The 15,066-nt window shown below is 70.7% G+C and carries 13 protein-coding genes; 10 read left to right on the top strand and 3 right to left on the bottom strand.

All coding sequences use genetic code 11. The features are described 5' to 3' along the window. Positions 1 to 10 precede the first annotated feature (10 nt). Positions 11 to 763, bottom strand: a complete 753-nt coding sequence (locus AQI70_RS16970; RefSeq protein WP_062150280.1) for a phytanoyl-CoA dioxygenase family protein — start codon at positions 761 to 763, stop codon at positions 11 to 13. 198 nt (positions 764 to 961) lie between these two features. Here AQI70_RS16970 and AQI70_RS40660 point away from each other — a divergent pair, with 198 nt between their 5' ends. After that, the gene (locus tag AQI70_RS40660) at positions 962 to 1,684 is read left to right on the top strand and encodes an HAD family hydrolase (protein ID WP_279616757.1); all 723 of its coding nucleotides are present in this window, start codon (positions 962 to 964) and stop codon (positions 1,682 to 1,684) included. After that, a complete protein-coding gene (locus AQI70_RS16960; RefSeq protein ID WP_062150272.1) occupies positions 1,681 to 2,613 on the top strand; it encodes an NAD-dependent epimerase/dehydratase family protein in 933 nt (310 codons plus the stop codon). Before AQI70_RS40660 ends, AQI70_RS16960 begins: the two co-directional genes overlap by 4 nt. Positions 2,614 to 2,690: 77 nt before the next feature. On the opposite strand, the gene AQI70_RS16955 is transcribed toward AQI70_RS16960, so the two are convergent. Continuing rightward, positions 2,691 to 4,148, bottom strand: coding sequence for an NAD(P)/FAD-dependent oxidoreductase (locus tag AQI70_RS16955; RefSeq protein ID WP_062150269.1), 1,458 nt, complete (start codon positions 4,146 to 4,148; stop codon positions 2,691 to 2,693). A gap of 203 nt (positions 4,149 to 4,351) precedes the next feature. On the opposite strand from AQI70_RS16955, the gene AQI70_RS16950 reads away from it, so the two are divergent. The 6 genes from AQI70_RS16950 to AQI70_RS16925 all read left to right on the top strand — a co-directional run bounded on the left by AQI70_RS16950 (position 4,352) and on the right by AQI70_RS16925 (position 10,867). Further along, positions 4,352 to 5,203 (top strand): phytanoyl-CoA dioxygenase family protein, encoded by an 852-nt coding sequence (locus AQI70_RS16950; protein ID WP_062150266.1) that lies wholly within the window; start codon positions 4,352 to 4,354, stop codon positions 5,201 to 5,203. Positions 5,204 to 5,207: 4 nt separating this feature from the next. Continuing rightward, positions 5,208 to 6,260, top strand: a complete 1,053-nt coding sequence (locus tag AQI70_RS16945) for a methyltransferase (RefSeq protein WP_062150250.1) — start codon at positions 5,208 to 5,210, stop codon at positions 6,258 to 6,260. Positions 6,261 to 6,450: 190 nt separating this feature from the next. Continuing rightward, positions 6,451 to 7,491: a GDP-mannose 4,6-dehydratase gene (locus AQI70_RS16940; protein WP_208607397.1), complete on the top strand. Its 1,041-nt coding sequence runs from the start codon at positions 6,451 to 6,453 to the stop codon at positions 7,489 to 7,491. Next, positions 7,485 to 8,885: an NDP-hexose 2,3-dehydratase family protein gene (locus AQI70_RS16935; RefSeq protein WP_062150244.1), complete on the top strand. Its 1,401-nt coding sequence runs from the start codon at positions 7,485 to 7,487 to the stop codon at positions 8,883 to 8,885. The genes AQI70_RS16940 and AQI70_RS16935 overlap by 7 nt, the downstream gene beginning before the upstream one ends. Positions 8,886 to 8,889: 4 nt before the next feature. Beyond that, the gene (locus AQI70_RS16930) at positions 8,890 to 9,900 is read left to right on the top strand and encodes a Gfo/Idh/MocA family protein (protein WP_062150241.1); all 1,011 of its coding nucleotides are present in this window, start codon (positions 8,890 to 8,892) and stop codon (positions 9,898 to 9,900) included. Further along, a complete protein-coding gene (locus AQI70_RS16925; RefSeq protein WP_062150238.1) occupies positions 9,890 to 10,867 on the top strand; it encodes an SDR family oxidoreductase in 978 nt (325 codons plus the stop codon). The genes AQI70_RS16930 and AQI70_RS16925 overlap by 11 nt, the downstream gene beginning before the upstream one ends. A 69-nt stretch (positions 10,868 to 10,936) precedes the next feature. Here AQI70_RS16925 and AQI70_RS16920 read toward each other — a convergent pair whose 3' ends face one another. Further along, a complete protein-coding gene (locus AQI70_RS16920; RefSeq protein WP_062150236.1) occupies positions 10,937 to 11,848 on the bottom strand; it encodes a LysR family transcriptional regulator in 912 nt (303 codons plus the stop codon). A 54-nt stretch (positions 11,849 to 11,902) separates the two neighbouring features. On the opposite strand from AQI70_RS16920, the gene AQI70_RS16915 reads away from it, so the two are divergent. Together AQI70_RS16915 and AQI70_RS16910 are read left to right on the top strand one after the other, a co-directional pair. Further along, entirely contained in the window at positions 11,903 to 12,733 is an 831-nt protein-coding gene (locus AQI70_RS16915; RefSeq protein ID WP_062150234.1) for an oxidoreductase, read from the top strand. A 353-nt stretch (positions 12,734 to 13,086) separates the two neighbouring features. Beyond that, entirely contained in the window at positions 13,087 to 14,652 is a 1,566-nt protein-coding gene (locus AQI70_RS16910) for a S8 family peptidase (RefSeq protein WP_062150231.1), read from the top strand. Positions 14,653 to 15,066 lie beyond the last annotated feature (414 nt).

The raw sequence follows: 15,066 nt of genomic DNA, 5'->3' as shown, positions 1-15,066 counted from the left end.
CGGCACGTCGTCAGCGCTTGTCCAGCCAGGGGCGCGGCTCGGGGTCGGCGACCTCTTCGGCCGCCCCCATGAAGACCAGCACATAGGCCCGGCGCGTCTGGTCGGTGAGATTGGGGCCCGCGTAGTGCGGAGCGCGCAGGGCGTGCACCACGGCCTCACCCGAGGCGAGGGGGACGGGCACCCCGGCGGCCGGGTCCACCGCGTCGGTCACCAGCCCCCGGATACGGTCGTCGTCGTCGATGTGCCGGTGCGGCAGCACGGGACCCAGGTGCGCGCCGGGCACATAGTGCAGGCAGCCGCTGTCCACGGTGGCCTCGTCCAGCGGGGTCCATATGCTGAGCCCGCGCCGGCGCCAGCGCGGGTCCATGTAGCCCTCGTCCTGGTGCCAGGGCGTTGCTGCGCCGTAGTTCGGCGGCTTCAGAATGGCGTGCCCATAGAAGTCGAGCTCGTCCTCCGGGATGTCCAGCAGCTGCGCGGCGATCGCCCGGCACCGCTGGAAATGCGCGCTCTCGACCAGCTCGGGGACGAATTTCTCCGGGCGCACGATCTGCGGCAACCGGGCCGGCTTGTCGGAATCCTGGCGGCCGGCGATGTCGAAGTAGTCGCCCGTAGTGAAGTCGGCGTGCTCGGAGAACAGGCGATCGTAGACACCACGCAGCCACTCCAGCTCCGTGTCGTCCACGAGCCGCGGCAGCGATGCGAATCCGTCGGCCTGGAAGGCTGCGCGGTGCTCCTCGTCGATCACAGTTTCCACGGCCCCCATACGGCGGCTCCTTTCGTCAGGCATTTGAGGTGAACGATACGTTCCTCCCCGGAATATGGCATCGGCTTTAGCCGGAGAATAGTGAATTGACTAGACTCTTGCCGGTAGCGGTGAATCTCTGGCCGTCGGGCGGCGCTCCCATTGATGCGCGTGTAATACTCTCGGCGCGACGTATGTAAAATACGGGAGCGGGTTGCTATGACTGGACACAGTGCGATTGCGTTGGATGTCGGAGGCGTCATCTACTACGACGAGCCTTTCGAACTGGCTTGGCTTCAGGGGACCTTCGACCTTGCGGTCACCGCTGATCCGAGTGTCACCCTCCGCGATTTCATCGAGGACACCGAGCGTTTCTATCTGGACGGGAAAACGCCGGCGGAGCGACCGGGCATTCTCTCTTCGGCAGCGGCCGACGAGAGCTGGGTCCGGGTTCGACGGGCCTGGCGGGAACTGGCCCAGGAGATTCCTGGTTCGATTGCGGCGGTCACGGCCCTCGCCCGCGAAATGCCGACGACGGTGGTCGCGAATCAGCCGCCCGAGTGCGCCGACGTACTCGCTGAATGGGGGCTGACCGCCGTCCTGGAGACGGTGGTCCTCGACTGCTTCGAAGGGGTCGCCAAGCCCGATCCACGGCTGCTGGGCATCGCCCTGGCCCGGCTCGGCCTACCCCCCGGCGAGCTGCTGGTGGTGGGCAACCGTGTCGACCACGACGTGGCACCCGCCCGTTCCCTGGGCTGCCCGGCGGTGTTCGTGCTGCCGGAGGACGGCTACCGCAGGCCACCGGGCGTCCATCCGGACCTCACCCGGGCTTACCGCGCCCTGCGCGCGGTCCGTACCGTGCCTCCGGGGGACGACGTGCCGCGGGTCGCCTCCCTCGCCGACCTGGCCGCGTCGCCCCTGGCGCGCCTCGGTGCGCTGTGACCACGGCGGACCTGCTGCCCGGGGACCGTACGGCGGTGATCGGGGCGACGGGTTTCATCGGATCCCGGCTGACGGCCCGGCTCACCGCTGACGGCCCGCGCGCGCCGGCCGCCTTCAACCGGGCGTTCCCGCCGGTGGTCGGCGGCCGGGCCGCCCCGGGACTGGCGGAGGCCGACATCGTCTACTTCCTGGCCGCCGGCCTGAGTCCGGTCCTCGCCGAACGGCGGCCCGACCTGGTGGAGGCCGAACGCCGACTGCTGGTCGAGGTGCTGGAGGCGTTGTCCAGAGCGGGACACCGCCCGGTGTTCGTACTGGCCAGCTCGGGCGGGGCGGTCTATGCGCCCGAGGTCGAGCCGCCGTACCGGGAGACCAGCCCGACCCGGCCCGATTCCGTCTACGGGCACGCCAAGCTCCGCCTCGAACGCGAGCTGTGCCGGCACTCGGATGCCGTCCGTGCCGTGGTCGCGCGGTTGAGCAATGTCTACGGTCCCGGCCAGCGCGCCCTGCGCGGGTTCGGCGTGCTGCCGCACTGGCTGACGGCGGCCGCCCGGGGCGAGCCCGTGCGGGTGTTCGGCGATCCGCATGTGGTCCGGGACTATGTCCACGTCGACGACGTCACCCGGTTCCTGCTCGCGCTGCGCAGCCGGGTCGGCGGCGGCCGGCTGCCCGCCGTGGTGAACGTCGGCTCGGGCGTGCCCACTTCGCTGAGCGGCCTGCTGGAGATCGTGTCCGGTGTGACCGGCGGCTCCGTCGCGGTGCGCTGGGAGCGGGGGCGGTCCTTCGACCGGCAGGGCAACTGGCTGGATGTCGCACGGGCCCGCGCCGAACTCGACTGGCGGGCCGCCATCCCCCTGACCGAGGGTGTCCGGCAGTGCTGGGAGCGCGTGCTCCACGACGCCGGCCGGGCCCCTTCCGCCTCGACGCGTTAGACGCGTCGGCGGACGGAGCGATGCCGGGCTCCACCCTCGTACCCACCGAGTGGTGAAGCCCGGCATCAACGCTGTGATCAGGGCCTGGACCGGCCGATTCCCAGCGTCGGGCTGGTCACCAGGTAGAGCCCCGTGGCGGGGTCGTAGAGGTCGTGGGCGTCCATCTTGCCGGGAGCCTCGCTGACCGGTGCGGCGGGTGTCCCGGCCGCCGCCATCAAACGGGCGTTCTCGGCCGCAGCGAGCAACTGGCGGACGGAGTTGTCCTCCGGCAGGGCGTCGGCCTGGGCGTGCGCCTGCTGGGCGCGGTCCTCGTGCGTGCCGGTGACGGCGTCGTGGATGTCGGCGAGTCCCGCGACCAGTTCGGCGAAGGCCACCGCGCCGTCGACCTGCTCGTACTCGGCCGTGGCGCGCTCCGGGGTCATCGCGTCGGCCAGCCCGAAGTAGGCGGCCTTGCCGGCCTGTTGCTGGTACACGCCGGACACCAGGGTGAACAGCCGCTGGTAGGCGTTGCGGTAGAGCGACTCGTAGAACGCCCCGGCCTCCTCCTCCATGACGTCCTTGTTCACCGTGGCGAGCACGGACGTCGCGGCCAGCATGCCGCTGTAGAGCGCCAGGTGGACGCCGGTGGACAGCAGCGGGTCGAGGAAGCAGGCGGCGTCGCCGGCGAGGTAGTAGCCGGGGCCGTGGAAGCTGTCGGCGACGTAGGAGAAGTCCTGCTCCACCCGTGCGCCCGGCTGGTAGACGCCGTTCGCCATGAGGTCGCGCACGGTCGGGGATTCCTCGACCAGCGAGGCCAGCATCGCCTCCAGGTCGGCGTGTTCCCGGCGGCGCTCCAGGAACCGGTCCTGGTGGCAGACGAAACCGACGCTGTACCGGTCCCCGCGCAGCGGGATCACCCAGTACCAGCCGTCCGGGGCGCTGATGACGTTGATGCCCCCTGTGGGCGAACTGGGCAGCAGGGAGCCGCCCTGCCAGTAGCCCCAGATCGCGACGTTGCGGAAGATCTCGTGCGGGCGGCGGTTCTTCAGGTGCTTGGAGATGACGCCGGCCCGGCCGGAGGCGTCGATGACGTAGTCGAACTCCTCGCTGACCAGCTCACCGGTGTCGGGGTCCAGCCACTCCGCCCCTGCCGCGCGGTCGCCGTCGAACAGCACGCGCTTGACCGTGACGCCCTCGGTGACGTCGGCGCCCTGCTTGACCGCGTTCTTCAGGAGCACGTGGTCGAAGTCGTCTCGGTCGACCTGCCAGGAGCGGACGTCGGGACCGAAGATCTTCGGCCAGTCGATCGCCCAGTCCTCCTTGCCCCAGCGCAGCAGCACGCCGTTCTTGACCGTGTAACCGCGGGAGTCGACCTCCTCCAGCGCGCCGACGAGGTCGATGATGGTGCGGCACGAGGAGGCGATCGACTCGCCGATGTGGTAGCGCGGGAAAGTCTCCCGTTCCAGTAGCTTCACGGACATGCCGGCCTTGCTGAGCAAGGAGGCCGCCGTGGATCCCGCCGGCCCACCGCCGATCACGAGCACTTTTTTGGACATGGAGCTCCCCACTGATAATTCAGGTTTCACGTCGCGGCGCATTGCGGATAGAAATGAACATCCGGCACGGGTAATTGTGAAATACTTCTCCGAGTGTAGTCGCGACGCTCTAGTGGAATCTCTAGTTCTTCTTCATGCGCGACTATGTAGCATCCGCTTCGGGATTAGTGCCGAGCTCGGCGACCGTCCTGTAAAGGAGCGTGATGGGAACCCGCGTACTGACCGAGGCGCAGCTTGAGAGCTTCGTCTCCGACGGCTTCATCCACTTGCCGGGTGCGTTCCCCGCGGAGCTCGCCGAAGAGGCGTGCGCCCTGCTGTGGCGGCAACTGGACATGGACCCCGACGACCCGGCCACCTGGACGCGGGAAGTGGTCCGGCTGGGGGTGCGCGACGACGACGTGTTCCTGCGCGCCGCCAACACCCCGACGCTGCACGCCGCCTACGACCAGCTCGCCGGGGAGGGCCGGTGGCAGCCGCTGACGCAGGTCGGCACGTTCCCGGTGCGGTTTCCCGTGACGAAGCGGCCCGAGGAGACCGAGGACTACGGCTGGCACATCGACGCCAGCTTCCTGGCCGAGGACGCGGACGCCGACCGGGACTGGTCCGGTGAGCTGGACGTGATCCCGCCGGACTACGACAAGGTCTTCCGCTACAACGTGTGGTCCCGTGGCCGGGCGCTGCTGCTCCTGCTCCTGTTCTCGGACACCGGCGAGGAGGACGCGCCCACGCTGATCCGCGCCGGCTCCCACCTGGACGTGCCGCCGCTGCTGGAGCCGTATGGCGCGGAGGGCACCTACCTGGAGGCCGGGGAGGTGGGACGGGACCGGCCGCTCAGGTCGGCGACGGGGAAGGCCGGGGACGCCTATTTGTGCCACCCCTTCCTGGTGCACACGCCGGTGGCCAACACCGGCACCCGCCCGCGTTTCATGGCCCAGCCGAACCTGCTGCCCGTGGGGCAGCTCGAACTCGACCGGCCCGACGGGCGGTACACCCCGGTCGAGCAGGCCGTGCGCCGGGGCCTGGGCAAGGACATACCGCGACGAGAGGGCCGGTGACGAGATGGCGGAGAAGCAGGCCGTGGCGCCCCCCTGGACGGACCTGATCCGACTGGTGTTCGGTGGAATGGCCACCCAGGTCGTGGGCCTTGCGGTGCGGCTGCGGCTGCCCGACGCGATCGGGGAGGGCGAACGGACCGCCGACGGGCTGGCCGCCGACTTCGAGAGCGAACCCGCCGCCATGAACCGGCTGTTGCGCGGCCTGGCCGCGCTGGGAGTGCTGCGTGAGTCCAAGCCTGGCGTGTTCGCCCTGACGCCGGTCGGGGAGCTGCTGCGCGCCGACCGCTCGCCGTCCTTCCACTCACTGACCCGGATGCTCACCGATCCCGCGGTCGCGACGGCCTGGCAGCACCTGGACCACAGCGTCCGCACCGGCGGCCCGGCCTTCGACCACGTCTTCGGCCGGGACTTCTTCGCGTACCTGGCGGACGACCCCGACCTGTCGTGGCTCTACAACGCGGCGATGAGCCAGGGCACCGGTGGGATCGCCGGCCTGGTCGCGGTGCACCAGGACTTCTCCGGCGTCCGCACCGTGGTGGACGTCGGGGGCGGGGACGGGACGCTGCTGGCCGCGGTGCTGCGCGCGCACCCCTCGCTGCGCGGCGTGCTGTACGACTCGGCCGCCGGGGTCGCGCAGGCCGGGGAGGTGCTGGCGGCGGCGGGCGTCGCGGACCGCTGCGCGGTGGAGGTCGGCGACTTCTTCGCCGCCGTACCCGAGGGCGGTGACCTCTACCTGCTCAAGAGCGTCGTCCATGGCTGGGAGGACGAGCGGGCCGCGAGGATTCTGGCGCACTGCCGCCGGGCACTGCCGGCGCACGGCCGGATCGTCATGGTCGAGCACGTCCTGCCCGACACGGTGCCCGCGGACGCCGTGCCGACGACCTACCTCAACGACCTCAACCTGCTCGTCAACGGCAACGGGCTGGAGCGCACGCGTGGCGACTTCGAACAGCTCTGCGCGGCGGCGGGCCTGACGGTCGAAGCGGTCACGCCGCTGGCCGGAACCGACCTGTGGCTGATCGAGGCCGTGCCCGCTTCGGCGGACCCGCTCGGCTGAGCAGCCTTTCCGGGAATTTCACCGTGCTCGGCGGAGCCTCATTGCGGGATCGGGCCGAATGGTTGTCCCGTCCAGCAAGGGACGCTAGTGAATTCACTATACTGCTTGCGCGAACAGTGATTTACCTGTGCTCTTCCCGTACCGTTTCCGGTGACTGGCGATACGCATTCTTCACGGCTGGGAGATGATTCTGTCTAGGCGAGCGCTCATTACGGGAATCACTGGCCAGGATGGCACTTACCTTGCGCGTCAACTCATCGAATCCGGATATGAAGTCTTCGGAATGGTGCGCGGGCAGGGCCGGCCGTATGCCCGCGACGGTCGGCCCCTGCACCCGGACATCCGAGTGGTGAGCGGCGATTTGCTGGACCAGACGAGCCTGATCGCTGCTGTCGAGCAGTCCTGCCCCACCGAGGTCTACAACCTCGGCGCCCTGTCGTTCGTCCCGGTCTCCTGGAAGCAGCCCACCGTCGCCGCGGAGGTGACCGGCAAGGGTGTGCTGCGGATGCTGGAGGCCATTCGCATCACGGCGGGGCTCAGCAGCTCCCGGACCACCAGCAGCGGCGTCCCGCGCTTCTATCAGGCCTCCACCTCGGAGATGTTCGGAAAGGTGCGGGAGTCCCCGCAGAGCGAGACCACGCCCTTCCACCCGCGCAGCCCCTACGGGGTGGCCAAGGCCTTCGGGCACTACATGGTGCAGAACTACCGCGAGTCGTACGGGATGTTCGCGGTCAGCGGGATCCTGTTCAACCACGAGTCACCGATCCGGGGCCCGGAGTTCGTCACGCGGAAGGTGTCGCTCGGGGTGGCCGCCGTGAAGCTGGGCCTGATGGACAAGCTCCGGCTGGGCAACCTGGAGGCGGAACGCGACTGGGGCTTCGCAGGGGACTATGTGCGCGGCATGACGATGATGCTCGCCCAGGACGAGCCGGAGGACCTCGTCCTCGGCACCGGGATCACCCACCGGGTGCGCGATCTGGTGGAGTTCGCCTTCGCGCACGTCGGGCTGGACTGGCGCGACCACGTGGAGGTGGATTCCCGGCTGCTGCGCCCGGCGGAGGTGGAACTGCTCTGCGCCGACCTGAGCCGCGCTCGGCAGAAGCTCGGCTGGAAGCCCGAGGTCTCGTTCGAGGAACTGGTCGCCATGATGGTCGACAGCGACCTGCGCCTGCTCACCGACAGCGAGGACGCCGCCGGCGAGGCCGTTCTCGAACAGGCCGGTCTGTGGTAAGCCTCCCGGCAGGCCAGGTCAGCGGCCTCGCACGAGCCCTCCCCCCGGAGTCGTACCTGTCGGACGTCGCCGGTGCGGAGTTCATCGACTGGTTCGCCCGGTGCTCCGCAGCCGCGCAGTGCCGGGTGACGCGGGCGCCGCTGACCGAGCTGCGGCAATGGCGGTTCGACGCCGACACGGGAAACCTCGCGCACGAGTCCGGAGCCTTCTTCGCCGTCGAGGGCCTGCGGGTGCGCACCAGTTACGGGCCGGTCCCCGAGTGGAGCCAGCCCATCATCAACCAGCCGGAGATCGGCATCCTCGGCATGCTGGTCAAGGAGGTCGACGGCGTTCCGCACTGCCTCGTGCAGGCCAAGATCGAGCCCGGCAACCACAACCGCATCCAGCTGTCGCCGACCGTCCAGGCCACCCGCAGCAACTACACGCGCATCCACCAGGGCCGGAGCACCCGTTATCTGGAGTTCTTCACCAAGGCCGGCGCGGGCCGGACCCTGGTGGACGTCCTGCAGTCCGAGCAGGGCGCGTGGTTTCTGCGCAAGCGCAACCGCAACATGGTCGTCCAGGTGGCTGAAGACGTGCCCGCCGCCAAGGGCTACCACTGGCTGCCGCTGACCGAACTGCGGCGGCTGCTGCGCATCGACGGCCTGGTCAACATGGACACCCGGACCGTGCTGGCCTGTCTCCCGGCGGATACGTTCCCCGCCTCCCGGCCGGTGCCGGTCGGTGACGTCGCGGCGGCACTCGTCCTGTCGTCGACGGGCCAGGGCACCTCCCTGAACGACATGGGGGCCGTGCTGCGCTGGTTCACCGAGGCCAAGAGCCGGCACCAACTGACGGCACACCGGACGCCCCTGCGTGACCTGCCCGGGTGGCGCGGCACTCCGGAGCAGATCACCCACGAGGACGGGCGGCACTTCAGCATCATCGGGGTGACCGCCCAGGTCGGTGACCGCGAGGTGGCCGAATGGGACCAGCCGCTGCTGTTCCCGAAGGGGCGCGGAGTCGTCGCGTTCGTGATCAAGGTCATCGAAGGGGTCGCGCACCTGCTCGTCCACGCCCGGTTCCAGCCCGGCCTGCTGGACGGCATGGAGATGGGCCCGACCGTGCAGTGCGTCCCGGAGAACTATCCGCAAGGGCCGCCGCGGTTCCTCGACTACGTCCTGACCGCTTCCCGGGAGCGCCTCCTCTACAGTGCCGTCCTGGCCGAGGAGGGCGGGCGCTTCTACCACTCGCAGAACAGCTATCTCCTGGTCGAGGCCGACGACGACTTCCCCGTAGCCGTCCCCGATGACTACTGCTGGGTGACCGCCCACCAGCTCACCCGGCTTCTGCGGCACGGCTACTACGTCAACGTCGAGGCCCGGAGCCTGCTCGCCTGCCTGCAGAGTTGGTGACCCCATGAAGAACGAGCGTCCCGTGCGGCTGGGCATTCTCGGCTGCTCCGACATCGCCCGACGCCGTACCCTGCCGGCCGCGCTGAAGGTGCCGGAGCTGACGGTGGCCGCCGTCGCCTCCCGGAGCGAGGACAACGCCCGTGCGGTCGCCGCGCGGTTCGGCGGCGAGGCCGTCGTCGGCTACGAGGCGCTGCTGGAGAGCCCGGATGTCGACGCGGTCTACGTTTCCCTGCCCACCGGACTGCACCACGACTGGATCGTGCGGGCGCTGCGCGCGGGAAAGCACGTACTCGCGGAGAAGCCGCTGACCGCCCGCTACCCGGACACCGTGACGGCGGTCCGCCTCGCGGACTCCCGCGGCCTGACGCTGATGGAGAACCTGACCTTCACCCAGCACTCGCTGCACGACGCCGTGCGCGAGATGCTGGACGAGGGCAGCATCGGTGAACTGCGCTCGCTCACCGGCGAGTTCGGGTTCCCCCCACTGCCTCCCGGCAACGTCCGGTACCAGCCCGAGCTGGCCGGCGGCAGCCTGCTGGACGCGGGCGTGTATCCGCTCGCCGCGGCGAGCATGTTCCTCGGGCCCGACCTCGATGTGGTCGGGGCGACGCTGCGGATGGGAACCGAGGCGAAAGTCGACGTGGCGGGCGACGCGCTGCTGTGTGCGCCCGACGGCCGCACGGCACACGTGTCCTTCGGCTTCGAGCACGCCTACCGCTGCGCGTACACACTGTGGGGGAGCGAGGGCCGGATCATCGTCGACCGTGCCTTCACCCCGCCGCCCGACTTCCGCCCCACGGTTCGGCTGGAACGCGCCGACGAGGTGCGGGAGCGCGTCCTGCCGGCCGACGACCAGTTCGCCGGCACCCTCGCGTGCTTCGTCCGGGCCGTCACCGGGGGCGGGTCGGCGGCGCACAGCGCCGATGTCATCGCACGGGCCCGATTGGTAAGTCAGGTGCAGGGCCGGGCACGGCTGCTCGGCGACGGCTGGTCAGGAGGAGCAGATGGCCGATGAGCGCGAGCGCGTTCTCGTGGCTGGTGGGACGGGGTTCGTGGGCCGTCAGCTGTGCGCGGACCTGACCGCGGCCGGAGCCGAGGTGGCGGCGATCGCCCGGCGGGTACCGGACTTCCCCCTGCCGGGCCGGCTCCTCGTCCTGGACGTCACCACCGCGTCGCCCGGGGAACTGGCCGACGTGATCGACTCCGTCCGCCCGCACACGGTGGTCAACGCCATCGGCAGCAACTGGGGGATCGCCGAACGGGACATGGAGACCAACTGCGCGGTGCCGACCCGCCGCCTGCTGGACGCGCTGCGGCGGACCGCGTGCCGTCCCTACGTCGTCCACCTGGGCTCAGTGCTGGAGTACGGCCCGACCCCGCCCGGTGAACCGACCCGGACCGCGTCGCCGCCCCGGCCGACGACCGCCTACGGCAAGGCCAAGCTCGCGGCGAGCCGTGCCGTGCTGGAGGCCGCCGCGGAGGGCGTCGTGGAGGCGGGCGTGCTGCGGATCGCCAACGTGGCCGGGCCGGGTACCCCGGCGGTCAGCCTGCTCGGCCGGGTGGCCGGGCGGCTCGCCGAGGCGGTCACCCGGGACATGCTCCCGGCGGTCGTGGAGCTGTCCCAGTTGCGTGCCCACCGCGACTACGTCGACGTGCGCGACGTGTCGGACGCGGTGCTGGCCGCCACCCGCGCCCGTATTCCGGGGCTGGTCGTCCCGATCGGACGCGGCGAGGCCGTGCCGGTGCGGTGGCTCGTCGATCTGCTCGTCGAGGTGAGCGGCGTGCCCGCCGAGGTCCGGGAGCTTCCCGCCGCCGCCACGGGCGCGGCCGGTGACGACTGGATCCAGGTCGACCCCGAGCCCGCCCGCGAACTCCTCGGCTGGACCGCCGTCCGCTCGCTGCACGAGTCGGTGACCGGGCTGTGGGCCGACACGCTGCGCAGGCAAGCAATCCCCCAGCACGCGGAGCCGCGGCGGTCTTAGGGGGCGGCGCGCGAAGCCAAACGCCCGAGACTCGACCGCACCACTCCACACCACACATCCCCGTGCCCCTCAAGGTGTCACCGCCGCCCGGCGGCATGCCTCCGCGTACGCCCGCACCAGCGGACGCCTGTCGTCCTCCCGGCGCCACGCCAGGGCGAACCGGCTCGGCGAGAGCCCGCGTACCGGACGGGTCGTCACCCCGCCGAGGGTGATCAGCGGGGCGTTGCCCGTCGCCACGAGGCAGATGCCGAGCCCTGCGACCAGGGCCTCGTACGTCTCCTCCGTACTCGCGATCTCGGCCCCGATGCGCGGCGTTCGGCCTGCCCGCTCCTCCAGGGCCAGCCAGTGGTCACGCAACGGCCCCGCACTCGCGGGCAGCGCGAGGAACGGCTCCTCGGCCAGGTCCGCGAAGTCCACCTCACTGCGGGCCGCCAGGGGGTGGGCCTCCGGGAGGGCGACCAGGCGGGGTTCCTCCGCCACCACCGTCCAGGCGTAGCGGCCGTCGTCGGGCAGGGGCAGCCAGACGAAGGCCACGTCCGCGTCACCGTCCGCCAGGCCCGCCGTCGGGTCCTCCCAGCTCACCTGACGCAGCCGCAGGACCGTGTCGGGATGCGCGGCGGTGAAGCGGGAGCGGATCGCGGGGAGCAGACCGCCGCGGCCGGGGCTGGTGCTCATGCCCACCACCAGCGTGCCGCGCGCCGCGGCCCGGGCGGCCTCCAGCGCCGCTGATCCCTGCGACCAGGCCTCCAGCACCCGCCGGGCGTGCGGCAGCAGTGCCGTGCCGGCCTCGGTGAGGGACACGCCACGCGGATCGCGCCGGAACAACTCCACACCCAACTGCCGCTCCAACGCGCGTACTTGTTTGCTGAGCGCGGGCTGGGAGACGTACAGCCGCTCGGCGGCACGGGTGAAGTGCAGTTCCTCGGCGACCGCCACGAAGTAGCGCAGGTCCCGCACATGAACGTCCATCGTCATAACCATCGGTTATCAGCGTGGGTCTTGGACGCGCAACAGGTCCCGGCGCAGGCTTGTGCCATGAACAAGGTGTGGATGATCACAGGTGCGAGCAGCGGTTTCGGGCGGGCCATCGCAAAGGCGGCCCTCGCCGACGGTGACGTGGTGGTGGGCGCGGTACGACGGCCCGAGGGGCTGGAGGACCTCGTGGCCGCTCACCCCGATCAGGTGGAGGCGCTGCGACTGGACGTCGGCGACACAGCGGCGGCCGAGGCGGCCGTAAGGGACGTGATCGCCCGGCACGGACGGATCGACGTCCTCGTCAACAACGCGGGCCGCACCCATGTGGGCGCCTTCGAAGAGACCACCGAGCAGGAGTTGCGCGAGCTGTTCGACCTGCATGTCTTCGGGCCCGTGGCCCTCACCCGTGCCGTGCTGCCGCACATGCGTGAGCGGCGCTCCGGGGCGATCGTGCAGATGAGCAGCATGGGCGGGCAGATGTCCTTCGCGGGCTTCTCGGCGTACAGCGGAACGAAGTTCGCCCTGGAGGGCCTGTCCGAGGGGCTCGCGGACGAGGTCGCCGACTTCGGCATCAAGGTGCTGATCGTCGAGCCGGGTTCCTTCCGCACCTCGCTGTTCGAGACGGGACGGGCCGGGGCCAGCACGGACAGCGGCCTGTACCCGAAGGTGAGCCAGACCCGCGGCTTCGTCTCCGGCGGCGACGGCTCCCAGCCCGGCGACCCGGCGAAGGCGGCGGCGCTGATCCTGGCCGCGCTGGAGGCGGACGAGACCCCGCTGCGGCTGCCGTTGGGCGACGACGGGGTCACTGCCGTGCTCGGTCACCTCGATCAGGTGCGCAACGACATCGCGGCCTGGGAGAAGCGGACCCGGGCGACGGGCTTCGACGACTGAGGCCGCGCAAAAGAGGTTGGGGGGCGCCGAAGGCGCCCCCTACCCGGACCCCGACCACGCTCCGCCCTGCCCGATCCCGTGGTCGGTCATGATGCTGCGCGACTCCGACGCGTATCCGGAACTGCGAGAGCAGGCACGGATCGAACAGTGAACGCCGTCCACTGAGGCGTGGGGGAGCGGGCCCCGGCGTGGCGGTGTGCGCGGAGTTCGCCGTGCAGGGCCCTTGTGCAATTCCTGTGGAGGCCTCAATCTTTCGGCTGACGCACAGGAGAGGCACAGCGAATTGACATGCCCCTGCCCACTCCGTCGCGTCACCCCCACAAGCGCACCACCGATTGAGGAGGATCCCTCAGATGGCAGTGATGCGTCATACCCGGCGAAGACTGGCAGCCCTCAGCGTGACGGCCACCGCGGCCCTCGCCGCGAGCCTCGTCTCCGCTCTCCCCGCCACGGCCGCCCCCGAGGGCCGTATCCAGTACGCGGGCGCGGCAGGTGCCGTAGCCGACAGCTACATCGTGAACCTCAAGGCGGACCACGCCCGTTCGGGTTCCAAGGCCGGACGCGCCCTCGTCGAGAAGTACGGCGCCGACATCGAGCGCACGTACAAGACAGCCCTGAACGGCTACGCGATCGAGGCCTCCGAGGCGGAGGCCAAGGCGCTCGCCGCCGACCCGGCGGTCGCCTCCGTGGTCCAGAACCGCACGTTCAGCATCAACGCGACCCAGACCAACCCGCCCTCCTGGGGCCTGGACCGCGTGGACCAGAAGAACCTCCCCCTGAACAGCTCGTACACCTACCCGGACTCGGCCGGGCAGGGAGTGACGGCGTACGTCATCGACACCGGCGTCCGCATCACCCACAGCGACTTCGGCGGCCGGGCCTCCTACGGCTACGACGCCATCGACAACGACAACACCGCCCAGGACGGCCACGGCCACGGCACGCACGTGGCGGGCACGGTCGCCGGAAACGCCTACGGCGTCGCCAAGAAGGCCAAGATCGTCGGCGTCCGCGTGCTGAACAACTCCGGCCAGGGCACCACCGCTCAGGTCGTCGCCGGCATCGACTGGGTCGCCCGGAACGCCGTCAAGCCGGCCGTCGCCAACATGTCCCTCGGCGGCGGCGCCGACACCGCCCTCGACACGGCCGTACGCAACGCCATCGCCTCCGGCGTCACCTTCGCCGTGGCGGCCGGCAACGAGTCGACCAACGCCTCCACCAGGTCACCCGCACGCGTCACCGAGGCCATCACGGTCGGCGCGACGACCAGCTCGGACGCCAAGGCCAGCTACTCCAACTACGGCTCCGTCCTCGACCTCTTCGCCCCCGGCTCGTCCATCACCTCGGCCTGGAACTCAAGCGACTCGGCGACCAACACCATCTCCGGTACGTCGATGGCGACCCCGCACGTGGCGGGCGCCGCCGCGCTCTACCTCGCCGCCAACCCCTCGGCCACCCCGTCCCAGGTCGCCACGGCGCTGACGTCCGCCGCCACCACCGGCGTCGTCACCAGCCCCGGCACGGGCTCGCCCAACCGGCTCCTGTACGTCGGCGGCGGCACAACCACCCCTCCGGGCCCGCGCTTCGAGAACACCGGTGACTACACGATCAGCGACAACTCCACGGTCGAGTCCCCGGTGACGGTCTCCGGCGTCTCCGGCAACGCGCCCTCGGCCCTCGCCGTAGAGGTCCACATCGTCCACACGTACATCGGCGACCTCCAGGTCCAGCTGATCGCCCCCGACGGCACGGCGTACACGCTCAAGTCGTACGGCACCGGCGGCAGTTCGGACAACATCAACACCACGTACTCGGTGAACGCCTCGTCGGAGGCGGCCAACGGCACGTGGAAACTGCGGGTGAGCGACAACGCGAACTACGACACCGGGCGCATAGACGCCTGGGCGCTGCAGTTCTAGCCCTCCCTGACCAGTCCTCGTCGTCCTCGCGGCACGGCTCCGGGTCCCCGACCCAGCCAACCGCGAGGACGACCCACGTCCGGCACCACCACAGCCCCGGCACGCCGCCTCCGGTAGGGGAGTTGAGGCCCCGGGAGCACGCGCTGCTGGGCGTGGGCGGGTCACGCAGCCCGGCGCGACGGGGTGCCTCCCCCAAGCTCTTCGAGCAGGGGGTACCCCCAGCGCCCACCCGTGCCGCCCCAGCGGCACGACGGCGCGCAGTTGGGTCCGCGCGACGGCGCTCAGCTGGGTGGGCGGGACGGCCCGCAGCGACGCACGCTGCGCCCACGCGTCGATGGGGCGCGTACCCCCGCGGCGCCGCAGTCGCCCACGGCGGGAAGGGGACGTGTCGGGGGGTGTCCGCCCGCAGTGACC

Origin of the sequence: Streptomyces curacoi (assembly GCF_001513975.1) — a bacterium.
Taxonomy (GTDB): Bacteria; Actinomycetota; Actinomycetes; order Streptomycetales; family Streptomycetaceae; genus Streptomyces; species Streptomyces curacoi.
The sequence above is the reverse complement of the archived record's forward strand: the minus strand, read 5'-3'. Positions and strand labels throughout refer to the sequence as shown.

Coding starts and splice junctions, on each gene's coding strand:
- AQI70_RS16955 (WP_062150269.1), bottom strand. CDS start 4,148: ATGTCCAAAAAAGTGCTCGTGATCGGCGGTGGGCCGGCGGGATCCACG.
- AQI70_RS16910 (WP_062150231.1), top strand. CDS start 13,087: ATGGCAGTGATGCGTCATACCCGGCGAAGACTGGCAGCCCTCAGCGTG.
- AQI70_RS16920 (WP_062150236.1), bottom strand. CDS start 11,848: ATGGTTATGACGATGGACGTTCATGTGCGGGACCTGCGCTACTTCGTG.
- AQI70_RS16950 (WP_062150266.1), top strand. CDS start 4,352: ATGGGAACCCGCGTACTGACCGAGGCGCAGCTTGAGAGCTTCGTCTCC.
- AQI70_RS16925 (WP_062150238.1), top strand. CDS start 9,890: ATGGCCGATGAGCGCGAGCGCGTTCTCGTGGCTGGTGGGACGGGGTTC.
- AQI70_RS16915 (WP_062150234.1), top strand. CDS start 11,903: ATGAACAAGGTGTGGATGATCACAGGTGCGAGCAGCGGTTTCGGGCGG.
- AQI70_RS40660 (WP_279616757.1), top strand. CDS start 962: ATGACTGGACACAGTGCGATTGCGTTGGATGTCGGAGGCGTCATCTAC.
- AQI70_RS16945 (WP_062150250.1), top strand. CDS start 5,208: ATGGCGGAGAAGCAGGCCGTGGCGCCCCCCTGGACGGACCTGATCCGA.
- AQI70_RS16970 (WP_062150280.1), bottom strand. CDS start 763: ATGGGGGCCGTGGAAACTGTGATCGACGAGGAGCACCGCGCAGCCTTC.
- AQI70_RS16930 (WP_062150241.1), top strand. CDS start 8,890: ATGAAGAACGAGCGTCCCGTGCGGCTGGGCATTCTCGGCTGCTCCGAC.